At 37.5% G+C, this 12,730-nt stretch carries 12 protein-coding genes; 9 read left to right on the plus strand and 3 right to left on the minus strand.

The features are described 5' to 3' along the window. Positions 1–137 precede the first annotated feature (137 nt). The gene (locus ACPDG9_RS02395) at positions 138–1,706 is read right to left on the minus strand and encodes a S41 family peptidase (protein ID WP_430526214.1); all 1,569 of its coding nucleotides are present in this window, start codon (positions 1,704–1,706) and stop codon (positions 138–140) included. Positions 1,707–1,714: 8 nt separating this feature from the next. After that, on the minus strand, positions 1,715–2,143 hold the full coding sequence (locus ACPDG9_RS02400) for a deoxycytidylate deaminase (protein WP_430526215.1): 429 nt from the start codon (positions 2,141–2,143) through the stop codon (positions 1,715–1,717). A gap of 147 nt (positions 2,144–2,290) precedes the next feature. Between ACPDG9_RS02400 and ACPDG9_RS02405 the strand changes: the two genes are divergently transcribed. Next, positions 2,291–2,830, plus strand: coding sequence for a TerB family tellurite resistance protein (locus tag ACPDG9_RS02405; protein WP_430526216.1), 540 nt, complete (start codon positions 2,291–2,293; stop codon positions 2,828–2,830). A gap of 47 nt (positions 2,831–2,877) precedes the next feature. Here ACPDG9_RS02405 and fbp read toward each other — a convergent pair whose 3' ends face one another. Continuing rightward, positions 2,878–3,888 carry a class 1 fructose-bisphosphatase gene (fbp, locus tag ACPDG9_RS02410; RefSeq protein ID WP_430526263.1) on the minus strand — a complete coding sequence of 337 codons (1,011 nt, stop codon included), beginning with the start codon at positions 3,886–3,888 and terminating at the stop codon, positions 2,878–2,880. A 94-nt stretch (positions 3,889–3,982) separates the two neighbouring features. On the opposite strand from fbp, the gene ACPDG9_RS02415 reads away from it, so the two are divergent. The 8 genes from ACPDG9_RS02415 (at position 3,983) to ACPDG9_RS02450 (ending at position 12,683) form a co-directional block, all read left to right on the plus strand. Then, complete coding sequence (locus ACPDG9_RS02415) at positions 3,983–4,453, plus strand: N-acetyltransferase family protein (RefSeq protein WP_430526217.1); 471 nt, start codon at positions 3,983–3,985, stop codon at positions 4,451–4,453. 6 nt (positions 4,454–4,459) lie between these two features. After that, the gene (locus ACPDG9_RS02420) at positions 4,460–5,713 is read left to right on the plus strand and encodes an aspartate kinase (protein WP_430526218.1); all 1,254 of its coding nucleotides are present in this window, start codon (positions 4,460–4,462) and stop codon (positions 5,711–5,713) included. A gap of 128 nt (positions 5,714–5,841) precedes the next feature. Then, positions 5,842–6,399 (plus strand): hypothetical protein, encoded by a 558-nt coding sequence (locus ACPDG9_RS02425; protein ID WP_430526219.1) that lies wholly within the window; start codon positions 5,842–5,844, stop codon positions 6,397–6,399. Beyond that, the gene (locus ACPDG9_RS02430) at positions 6,396–7,004 is read left to right on the plus strand and encodes a toxin-antitoxin system YwqK family antitoxin (RefSeq protein WP_430526220.1); all 609 of its coding nucleotides are present in this window, start codon (positions 6,396–6,398) and stop codon (positions 7,002–7,004) included. Before ACPDG9_RS02425 ends, ACPDG9_RS02430 begins: the two co-directional genes overlap by 4 nt. Before the next feature lie 34 nt (positions 7,005–7,038). Continuing rightward, entirely contained in the window at positions 7,039–7,653 is a 615-nt protein-coding gene (locus ACPDG9_RS02435) for a toxin-antitoxin system YwqK family antitoxin (protein WP_430526221.1), read from the plus strand. A 34-nt stretch (positions 7,654–7,687) separates the two neighbouring features. Beyond that, complete coding sequence (locus tag ACPDG9_RS02440; RefSeq protein ID WP_430526222.1) at positions 7,688–8,302, plus strand: toxin-antitoxin system YwqK family antitoxin; 615 nt, start codon at positions 7,688–7,690, stop codon at positions 8,300–8,302. 174 nt (positions 8,303–8,476) lie between these two features. Next, on the plus strand, positions 8,477–11,887 hold the full coding sequence (locus ACPDG9_RS02445) for a hypothetical protein (protein WP_430526223.1): 3,411 nt from the start codon (positions 8,477–8,479) through the stop codon (positions 11,885–11,887). A gap of 232 nt (positions 11,888–12,119) precedes the next feature. Continuing rightward, positions 12,120–12,683 carry a 2'-5' RNA ligase family protein gene (locus ACPDG9_RS02450; protein WP_430526224.1) on the plus strand — a complete coding sequence of 188 codons (564 nt, stop codon included), beginning with the start codon at positions 12,120–12,122 and terminating at the stop codon, positions 12,681–12,683. Positions 12,684–12,730 lie beyond the last annotated feature (47 nt).

Consider the following 12,730-nt stretch of genomic DNA (forward strand, 5'->3'; position numbering starts at 1 on the left):
TTTGTTATGATCTGTTATGTGTTATCTGTTATCTGTTATGGGTAAAGTTTACTGAAATATATTATTTTTCTAGAAAATGAAAAAATAGGTTTTAGCCGACAAACTTCCGATAACTGCTAACTGTTAACTGTTAACTGCTAACTGCTAATTTTCAAAACCATTGGATCAATCTTCAACAGCCATTCATAATAATCCTTTTGTTCTTTCAATTGATTTAGGTATTCCGCGATAAGGAAATGCATCACTAAATCTTTATGGCGATCTAATTTAAAGAACAGCTTATTGCGTTCTAAATACCCTTTAAAAGCACTATATTCCTTTTGATCCGCCTGTAAGTATTCGATGAGTTCATCTGCCGTCATCGTATCATATCTTTGCCGTTCTTTATCTATTTCTTGGAAGACATAGTAGCTAACAATCCCTGATTTCATCATCATTACAATAGCTTCTTCCCCGTGTTTTCTGGCAATGGGTACAAATACGTCTGGTACAATTCCACCTCCCCCATAAACAATGCGACCTTCTCGTGTTTTAAATTGAAGACTATCGGCAACTTTAATACTATCGGCGGCGTACAGCTCACCGTGTTCATAACGAGAACGGAAATCGTTGTTATAATCTTCGATACCATTTTTGTAGTTCTTTTGAATAGACCTACCTGAAGGAGTATAATAACGAGCAGTGGTCAATCGGATGGCAGAACCGTCTCCTAGCATCAATTCGCGTTGAACTAATCCCTTTCCGAACGTACGTCTACCGACAATTGTACCTCGATCATTATCTTGAATAGCTCCTGCAATAATCTCACTCGCTGAAGCGCTATTTTCATTCACGAGCACATAAAGTGGCTTTGTTGTAAACAAATTAGTACTCTTTGCTTTCGTAACTTTTTCTTGTCCTCCTCGATTGATTGTTTTAACTATGGTTTGATCCGTCGACAAAAAGTCATTTAAGATCTTGCTTGACTGATCCATATATCCCCCGCTATTATCGCGTAGATCAATAATCAGTCCTTCAATTCCCTCTTCAATTAGCTGCAGTAGCCCTGCTTGAAATTCTTCATAAGTTGTACTGGCAAATCGATTGATTTTGATATAGCCATACTGATTCCCTAATTTTATCGCGATATCCACGCTTTTTAGGGGAATAGGCTCTCGTTTTACTACGATATTTTTTCTTTCCTTGGTCGTTTTACGGTAAATCTCTAGTGTAACAGCCGTTCCTTTCTCTCCTCGAAGTATCGAGGATACGGTGTCTGAAGAAACTTCTTTGCCATATAACGGATGTTGATCAGCATGGAGAATGCGATCTCCTGCTAAAATACCCGATTGAATGGAAGGTCCGCCTTCCAGGGGTTTAATCACCGCTAACGAATCCTGATACATATAGTATTGCACCCCAATCCCTACAAAACTCCCTTGCATGGATTCCGTCACCTCCTTCATTAGGTCTTTTCCAATATAAACGGAGTGAGGATCTAATTGTTCCAAGATTGTAGTAACCGTGCGGTCGACAATAGAATCCGTATCCACTTGGTCCACGTATTCTTGCTCAATAAAATCGAGCAATCGATTTAGTTTTAACTTATTGTGATTGGTAAAAAAATTACCTTGCGTACGTTGAGAGGCGGATACCAAAAAACCACCTAAGAGTACGCCTAGTGAAATAGATATTGCAATAATCAGGGGCCAAAAAATTCTTCTCATATCCTTTACTACTCTAAATCTTCCATATGAACAACCTCAACGCCTGCCTTCGTAAGAAAATCAATTCCTGCCTTATCTTTATAACCTTCTACATAAACCACGCGTTTAATTCCCGCTTGATGAATCAATTTACTACAATCTCGACAAGGAGACATAGTAATATACAAGGTAGCATCTTGACAACTTTGAGTTGAGCTAGCTACTTTGAGGATAGCATTTGCTTCTGCGTGTAAAACATACCAATGGGTTTGATCGTTTTCATCTTCACAACAATTGTCAAACCCCGTAGGGGTTCCATTATATCCATCAGATATAATCATACGGTCTTTGACTATAATTGCTCCTACTTTTTTGCGCTTACAGTACGATAATTGTCCCCATTCACGTGCAATACGCAAATAGGCTTTATCGTACTTAGTTACTTTAGGATTTGACATAAACCTCTATTTTATAACTCTTAATATACGACAAAAATACGCATAAGTTTCACTTGGCTCTCTATCCTCTTTTGAAATAATACACAATCGTTGTTCAATTGATTCATTACTACCGATAAAAAAGCGTGATAACCCCTCTTTATACCTGTGTTTTGGGCTATTATTTTTTTAATCAATACACGCATTTATCTAAAGAAATTTTGTACATTACTTCTAATTAACACCTTAAACCAATTAACAACAAAAAAAGAACTCATTATGGCTTATTTAGATTTATATGACAGTGACTTTAAAGAGCGTAACAAAGGGCATTTCGCTTCCATTGTACGCGTTGCTTTAGCTGACGGAGATATCAGTCAAGAAGAACTTAAGTTCTTAAACGAATTAGCGGATAAATTAGATATTTCAGCTGAAGACTATGAGAAAATCATGGCCAATCCCGAAAAATACCCCGTTAATCCTCCGTATTTAGAGATTAACCGAATCGAGCGTTTATATGATTTAGCGCGTATGGTGTATGTCAATCATATCTTAGGTCCCAAACAGAAAGACATTTTACGCAAGTTTACTGCCGCATTAGGCTTTACAGGAGATATTGATCTAATTGTCAATAAAGCCTTATCTCTTCTAGTTTTAGGTGTCGATATCGACAAGTTTATTCTAGAAATTCAACAACTTAAACATTAAAAAAAGGGGTTTTACACGTGTAAAACCCCTTTTTCGTATCCTATATCTTATTGGTGCAAAGCCATAAATTCTTCTGCTTTCTCCACCATATTTTTACTTCCACAGAAAAAGGGAACGCGCTGATGCAAAGCCGTTGGTTCAATCTCCATGATACGTTGGTATCCATCTGAAGCTCTTCCCCCTGCTTGTTCCATGATAAATGCAATTGGATTACATTCGTACAACAATCTCAATTTTCCTTTTGGTGCCTTTGTACTTGTTGGATAAATATAAATACCCCCTTTTAAAATATTGCGGTGAATATCGGAAACTAAACTACCGATATAACGAGCAGAATACGGACGATCTCCTTGTTCTTCTTGGCAGTATTTTAAATAATCTTTTACACCTTGTGGGAATTGAATATAGTTCCCTTCGTTGATGGAATAGATACTTCCGTCCTCTTTGATCTTCATATTCGGATGAGACAAATAGAACGTTCCAATTGCAGGATTTAACGTAAACCCATTTACACCTGCTCCTGTTGTATAAACCAACATTGTTGAAGACCCATATACAATATACCCCGCTGCTACTTGGTTTTCACCTTTTTGTAAGAAATCTTCTATTTGTACGGGTGTTCCTGCAGGTGTCACACGGCGATAAATAGAGAAAATTGTTCCTACTGATACGTTCACATCTATATTCGAAGATCCATCTAACGGATCAATCAACACTACATATTTGCTGTCGTTATCTCCTTTTTTACCTTGAATAGTAATAAAATCATCTTCTTCTTCCGAAGCAATTCCACATACAATTTCGCGATTAACTAAGGTGTTGATAAAAACTTCATTCGCGTAAACATCTAGTTTTTGTTGTTGTTCTCCTTGTACGTTTTCCGTACCAAAAGCCCCCACAATATCAACTAAACCTGCTTGGTTTACTTGATGACTAACTACCTTCGCAGCCAGTCGTAAAGAGTTAATTAAACGAGAGAGCTCTCCCGATGAGAATTTAAAATCCTCTTGTTTGTCAATAATAAACTCCCCTAGTGTTTGGTGTCTTTTTGTTGTCATGGAAAAATGATTCTTTAGTTGTGTATTTTGCTGTGCAAATATCGTTAATTTTGTCATTCAAACGAAGTTATTAACCATAAATCCAACAAAAGAGATGAATGTTAGAACAGCTACTCCAGCTGATATGCCAGCTGTACTACAATTAATTCAAGAATTAGCCACCTTTGAAAAAGAGCCCGATGCAGTAATTATAACGGTTGAGGATCTTGTTCGCGATGGTTTTGGTCCACATCCCCTTTTTCAAGTATGGGTTGCAGAACAGGACCACGTACTTATCGGTATGGCACTTTTTTACTACCGTTATTCTACATGGAAAGGAAAAACCATTCATTTAGAAGATTTGATTGTCACAGAACAAGCAAGAGGAACAGGTGCAGGCTTAGCCTTGTATAAAAAAGTAATAGAGATAGCAAAAGAAGAACAAGTCAAACGCGTAGAATGGGTCGTTTTAAACTGGAATACACCCGCCATTGATTTCTATAAAAAAACGGGAGCTACTGTATTGGAAGATTGGTACACCGTACAAATGGATGAGCAAGGGATTCACGCCTTTATAACAAATTAGTTGGACATGAAAATATATAAATTTGGAGGTGCATCAGTTAAAGATGCGGACAATGTAAAAAACGTTGCCCAAGTACTGCGAACCGTGGGCTATGCAGACAGTTTACTCATTGCCTCAGCGATGGGTAAAACAACAAATGCGTTAGAAGTAGTCGTACACAATTACTTTCAGAATCGATTTGATTTGGCAGAATCTGTAGAACTGGTCAAAACCTATCACCTTGATATTCTACACGGGCTGTTCACCGATTTAAATCACGCAGTATACGGTGCGGTGGATGCCTTGTTTGAATCGCTAACTTCTTTTTTATTAAACAACAAATCCCCAAACTACAATTTTGTATATGATCAAATTGTAAGCTATGGCGAGCTGTTATCTACCACAATTTTACACCATTATTTACAATTTTGCGCCATCGACAATACATGGATTGACGCTCGAAACTTAATCAAAACAGACACAACCTACCGCGATGCCAACGTACAATGGGACACCACTTGTGCTGCCATTACACAGGCTATAGACAAAAAAGAATTGTATATAACCCAAGGATTTATAGGGTCAGACTACAATGGCTTCTCCACTACGTTAGGAAGAGAGGGATCAGATTATTCAGCAGCTATCTTCGCTTATGCTTTACATGCAGAAAGCGTAACCATCTGGAAAGATGTACCGGGGGTGCTCAATGCAGATCCTCGCTATTTTGAAGATACAACACTCTTAGAGCAAATTTCCTATCAAGAGGCGATTGAATTAGCCTTTTACGGAGCATCTGTTATCCATCCGAAAACCTTACAACCGCTTCGTCAAAAGGAAATTCCACTTTATGTAAAATCATTTGTCAACCCTACTCTTGCGGGAACTTCAGTTTCTAAAGGAGCGGATTTAAAACCCGCTATTCCTTGCTTCATTGTCAAGAAAAACCAGCTGTTGATTTCACTATCTTCTAAAGACTTCTCCTTCATCATGGAACAAAATATCAGTGATATCTTTCAATTGTTTTGTGAATACAACATCAAGGTTAATGTCATTCAAAACTCGGCAATTAGTTTCTCAGTTTGTGTGGAAGACAAGTTCAATCACTTCGAAGCATTGCGTCAAAAACTAAATGATCAATACCGCGTGAGTTATAACGAGAATGTTTCCCTCTATACGATTCGCCACTTTGACGAAACCTCAGCAAATCGCGTTCTAAACAATCGAACGCTCTTATTAAAACAAGTCAACAGAGAAACCATGCAAATGGTAACGAAAGAATAAATGCTTTTTGGCATGGTAAATGGTAGTACTCTTTTTAGGAATTACACTCCTAAAAAGAGTGACTTAGCCTAGTTTTTTTACTAGAAAAAGCTACTTCACTAGTATCCAAATCTTTAACTAACTAAGTAATGTCTTTACCCTACAAAATGCCTTCGTACAATACGAAGTTTGGCTATCTAGATGCCAAGAGAATCGTTCACAGTGGATTTATCCATTCCGAAGAAGGATCTGCTAAACTATCTCCTGCAGGTTCCCTCAACCTTCAATATCCCAATCCTACTACCGAGCGCGGAGTTAAAACAACAATGTTTACGTCTTATGTTCATGGCTTCTACGACGTGTACGACGATGATACCGTTGATATTCGAGCACAAGTATCTGTAAAAGGCAACAATGACCTCAAAGGATATACATTGAGCTATTTGTATCAAGAAAATATACAATCTAATGGTAAAAGAGTACTACTACTCAATCCCAATATGAACAACAACCTATATAACGATTACTCTTTAGTTGAACCAACGATTGTAGAACAGGGAATTTCAGTAATGAAATCGTTTAAATTGTCTAATTTCAAAATTAGCCAGGACAGCAAGCTCTATATTTACGTTACCTTGCCTCTTCTTTCCAGTGCAGGAAACAGTTTTGTACAAACGCAACACAAAATTTCTCTACAAAGAAGATGAAGCATACTATTGCATTTTTCCTGTGCCTACTGCTAATTCACAGCTGTCAAAAGAAAGAGTATACCATGGAGGATTTGGTTAAAAACAAGGGCTTATTTTATCTTCCGAATACCCAAACACTATTTACAGGAGAAACCACAGATTACAGTGTCAATTTAATTATTAACAGTTTTGAACAGGGACAACATATCCGCGTAAGGGAATTCTACTCCAATGGTTTACCCTTAATTGATTTTAGCTTGAGAAACAATGAGGAACACGGATACTGGAGAGAATATTATTTTTCTGGTCAATTGAAATATGAATATTATTACGTAGAAGGTCAACGCCAAGGAAAAGCAAGGTTTTATTATGAGAATGGACAATTGCAAACGGAATCGAATTACAAAGACAACATCCTGTTGAATACATACATCAGCTATTATGAAGATGGTTCGCTCAATTCAAAAGGCGATTCCCTAGGCAATGAATGGACGTACTACAAAGACGGCAAGCTCCATCGCTACCGACATCAAGGAGGAAAAGAAACTTTTTACAACGAAGAGAGAAAAGAGGTTCCCTATGAAGAAGTAGAACAAAACTACAAAGCACAGTATAACTCTTGATTTTTTACCAACTATACCCTATCACTCGTTAAAAATGAGAAAAATAGCTTTATTTATTATGGGTTTACCCCTTGTACTAGGATGCCATAAAAAAGAATATACCCTAGACGATTTGGTTGAAATCAAAGGGATATTCTATTGCAAAGACACCAACAAACCCTATACCGGAGAGGCCCTCAATTACTTGGGTAAACAAATAGCGGCTATTCATCTATATAAACAAGGTGAACACATCCAAGCTACTACCTTTTATCCTAATGGAAATAAAGAATACGACATCCAATTTAAAGACAACAAAGAAAACGGTTTTTGGAGGTATTATTTTTACAATGGACAATTAAACTATGAATATTATTACGTAGAAGGTCAACGCCAAGGAAAAGCGAGGTTTTATTATGAGAATGGACAATTGCAAACGGAATCGAATTACAAAGACAACATCCAGTTGAATACATACATCAGCTATTATGAAGATGGTTCGCTCAATTCAAAAGGCGATTCCCTAGGCAATGAATGGACGTACTACAAAGACGGCAAGCTCCATCGCTACCGACATCAAGGAGGAAAAGAAACTTTTTACAACGAAGAGAGAAAAGAGGTTCCCTATGAAGAAGTAGAACAAAACTACAAAGCACAGTATAACTCTTGATTTTTTACCAACTATACCCTATCACTCGTTAAAAATGAGAAAAATAGCTTTATTTATTATGGGTTTACCCCTTGTACTAGGATGCCATAAAAAAGAATATACCCTAGACGATTTGGTTGAAATCAAAGGGATATTCTATTGCAAAGACACCAACAAACCCTATACCGGAGAGGCCCTCAATTACTTGGGTAAACAAATAGCGGCTATTCATCTATATAAACAAGGTGAACACATCCAAGCTACTACCTTTTATCCTAATGGAAATAAAGAATACGACATCCAATTTAAAGACAACAAAGAAAACGGTTTTTGGAGGTATTATTTTTACAATGGACAATTAAACTATGAAAGCTACAGAAAAGACGGATTGCAAGAGGGGAAATCAATTTCTTGCTATGAAAATGGTCAACTAAAATCAGAAACAAGCTATAAAAATGACATACAAATAGGAGAATCTAGATCATACTATAACAATGGGGTGTTACGAGCAAAATACGACTCCCTAGGTAATGGTTTTTATTATTACATCGACGGAAAAGTATTAAGAAAAAAAGAAAAAAATCAAGTCGAAATCTTTTACAACAAAGAGGGGAAAGAGGTTTCATATAAAGAAGTAGAACAGGACTACAAAGCACAGTATAACCAATGATTTTTTCACAAAAAGATGTGGTTTTTGAAGTGATCGAAAGACTACTATAACCGATCACTAAGAAAGGGGGGTAGATTCAGTATGCGCCTATGCACCTCATTCATCGCCTATAGCTATCTATGTTAAATATTATGATAAATACACTACTTTTGACGAAATGGAGTTTATACATAGATGAAGCTACAGCGTTTTTTATTTCTTTTCCTTTTTTGGTATTCTTGTTCTTTTGCACAAGAAGGAAACTCGCTGTATAAACAACAGATTTGGAATGAAAATCAAACGACTTTTCAACTTCCCCCTGCTCCATTAAACAACAGTTATTTCGAAATTCGAGATGCACAAGGAGCTCTTGTACCCTCTGCTTACTATGAGGTAAACTTTGGTACCAATATCGTTACACTCCTTCGATCCACGCTAGTTTTTCCGTTAACGCTCTATTACCTAGAACTCCCTTCTTTCTTAACTACTCCGATTAGTTATTATGATACTTCGCGTATTGTTCCCAACGAAGCAGGTAGTTTTACGTATCAACATCAAACCAACAATCGACCTGCTTTTGTTCCGTTTGAAGGGTTAAATACCATGGGAAGCTTATCGAGAGGTTTGACCATGGGAACCAATCAAAGTGCGGTTACCTCATCGAATTTAGATTTGCAAATTACGGGAAACTTATCTGATCGTGTCAAGATTCGCGCCTCCATCCAAGATAACAACCTCCCTTTGCAATATGGGGGGTACTCTCAAAAAATAAATGAATTTGATCAAATATTTATTGAACTATTCTCGGATGATTGGTCCATTCGGGCGGGAGACATTTTCTTAGAAAATAGAGCGCGTCGCTTTCTAAACTTCAACAAGAAAGTCCAAGGATTATCTACGCGTTTTGTCTTTGAAAAAGAGGAGGCAACAACAACAATCGAAGCAGCAGCAGCATTAGCTAGAGGGCAATATACACGCAGCACCTTTACCGGGCAGGAGGGCAACCAAGGTCCTTATAAACTAAAAGGGAGTAATGGCGAATTATACATCCTCATTGTGTCGGGTTCAGAAAAAGTATACGTCAATGGTTTGTTACTTCAACGAGGGGAAGATAACGACTACGTCATCGATTACAATTCGGGTGAATTGCGCTTCACAACGCGCTATCCCATTACCGCTGATATGCGAATAGCCATCGAGTATCAGTATACTGATCGCAACTATACGCGTTTTGTTGGCTATGGCAATATCCAACACGAAACGCAAGCTTGGCAATTCGGGCTTACTGTATTTACGGAAACTGATTTAAAAAATCAATCGCTACAGCAGAGTTTAACAGAAGAGCAAATTGACGTCCTCAAACAGGCGGGGAACGATCCCAATCGCATGATTGCTCCTTCAGCCTACAGAGATACCTATTCAGAGAATAAAGTACTATACACCAAAGAACAAACACCCGAAGGACAATCCTATTTTGTTTTTTCCACCAATCCAGATGCCGAACTCTACCAAGTAACTTTTACTGCAGTTGGCAGTAATCAGGGAGATTATGTCTTAAAAAGCACCCAATCGATTGGGCGTATTTATGAATATATCGCCCCTATTCACGGTGTTCCTCAGGGAAATTATTCTCCTGTAGTAAAACTTGTCGCTCCAATCAAAAATACCATAGCCACTTTTAACGCGGCATATCGTCCCTCAGAAAAAACATCATGGGATGTTGAACTCGCTTTCAGCAACCACGATGCCAATTTGTTTTCTTCCCTCGATCAGGAAGAAAACAAAGGTTGGGCTACAGCTTTAAAGGGAAAACAGCGTTTATGGACAAAGAATGAAGCTCAGCTTAATGTACTCACGGATCTTCAGTTTATTCACAAAAATTTTCACTCCTTAGAAAACCTATTTTCTATCGAATTTGATCGCGATTGGAATTTACCATACACTACAGGTAATCAAAGCTTACTAACAGGGGGATTAGAATTTAAAATTCCAGGAAAAGCAACCGCCACTTACTTGTTTGAACAGCTCAACTTTGGTGATGACTATAAAGGACATAGACAGAATCTACTAGCCGAGTGGCGATCAAAACCTTGGTTAATCGAAACGAAAAATAGCCTTATGCAAGCCGATGGTGTATTGCAGAAGACCACCTTTATACAGAGCCATACTCAAATTAAACACACTTGGGAATCTACTTATGTCGGTACCCGTCTTGCTTTTGAGCAAAACAAAGAAACACTTCAAGAAACGCAAGTACTCAATCCCATGAGCCACCGTTATTCCTCCTTAGATTTATTTGTAGGAAGAGGAGACTCATTGGAACAAAATATTGAATTAGGATATCAATTCCGACTCAATGACAGCATACAAAACAACCAACTTGAACGCTTCTCCAAAGCCCATACGTTTTACGTTAAGTCTCAACTGTTGAAATCAGAAACACGCGATCTGAATCTCTATGCCAACTATCGTTCTGTTCGCCCAGTTGCTGAAGATAAACCAACGGAAAACACCATCAATAGCATCTTAACCTATCGCGATCAATATTTTAAGGGTTTTATACAATCTCACACCTTATACGAAATAAGTTCAGGAACCATTGCCCAACAAGAATTTACGTATTTAGAAGTTGAACCTGGTCGTGGACAATACATGTGGATTGACTACAACAACAATGGCATTCAAGAATTGGAAGAATTTGAACTTGCTCCTTATCCCGATTTAGGAAAATATGTACGATTATATTTACCTAGTCAGGTTTTCTTGCCAACCAATCAGAACAAACTTACGCAGACCTTAACGCTAAACCCTGCTGCGCTATGGCAAAATGCTACGGGAATCAGGAGAATCCTAGCTTTCTTCTATAACCAAACATCGTATAGTATAGATCGAAAAGACTTAAAAAAAGGCAACCAACTGCGACTACATCCTTTTACAACAGACAAGGATGAAATGGTTGGTTTATTGGAGAATTTCAACAATTATTTATACTACAACCGCGGTAAAAAACGCCATAGTGTCACCTATATGTACACCAAATCCAAAAGTAAAAATCTACTATCTTATGGCTCAACCGAAAATAAAATACAAACCCATCAATTGGGATATAATCACTTGATTCGAAAAACATGGTTGATTGATCTTTTGGGTAAAACCACCAAGCAGGAAACCTTATCACCTTCGTATGCCAGTAAAAATTACGAATTAAAAATTCAAGGTTTTGAAACGAAGTTATCCTATTTATTTTCCTCACAAGCTCAGGTTGATCTTTTCTATACCTTTCAAGAAAAGAAAAACCAAAGCGCTGATTTTGAAAATTTACAGCAACACCGTCTCGGCTCTTCCTTTACTTTCAATCAAGTAAAATTATTTACCGTGAATGGAGAATTGTCCTTTTTTCAAAATACTTTTACAGGTAATGCCTTTTCACCTATTGGTTATCAAATGCTTGAAGGATTACAACCAGGAAAAAATATGACCTGGCGTTTGATGTTTCAAAAAAATCTTACAAATTACTTAGATTTGAGTTTGAATTACCAAGGAAGAAGCAATGAGTCCACGTCAACCATTCACACAGGAAGCGTACAGTTGAGAGCGTTTTTTTAAGTGAGGATGAAGGGTGAGATGATGAGATGATGAGGTGGTGAGGTGGTGAGGTGGTGAGGTGGTGAGATGTTAGAACTAGACCGATAACCTTTAGATTTGCTTTTTTGCAAGTTGCTTTTTCACCAAATTATCGATTAAAAAATATATGTATTCTTAAATCAGAAAATCACCCGATAACCCATAACTGATAACCCATAACTGATAACCCATAACTGATAACCCATAACCAATTATGTATAGCAATAAATATTCCCTTTGTTTCCAACCCGATCTAGCTTTAATTGAACAAGTCAAAGTGATGAAATTACAATTGGGCGAAGTAATCGGTTGGTACAACAGTAAAAATTCATTAGCGCATTTAACGATTGCTGAATTTCAAGCGAGTGAACAAGATATTCAGCGTATGCACCAACAAATCACGCGTTGTTGCAACGGATTTACGCCAGTAGAAACGCATTTATCCTCTTTTGGTACGTACCCGAATGGGACCTTTTTTTTAGAAGTAGATGCGCTAGCTAAGCCGCAGTTAAAGACCTATGCACAGAAATTATTTCAAACCTTACAGCTAAAGAATGCTTATAAATGTACAGATCCACATTTGTCCATAGCACGCAAACTAGATGACGTTAAAATACAACAAGCGTATGCATTATTTGAGCAACCACAACTGTCATTTTGCTGTGATTTAATCGTCCTTCGCCGACTCAATATGGAGCGTCGACAGTTTGATTGTATTCATTACTACCCTTTTTTATCACAACCAATAGAAGGGGAAACACAGCTAACTTTATTTTAAAAGAGGAATATTGATCTTCTTTTTTTCGCATTTGACAATTTTTATGT

It is taken from the genome of Myroides sp. C6-3 (genome assembly GCF_050522425.1).
Taxonomy (GTDB): Bacteria; Bacteroidota; Bacteroidia; order Flavobacteriales; family Flavobacteriaceae; genus Flavobacterium.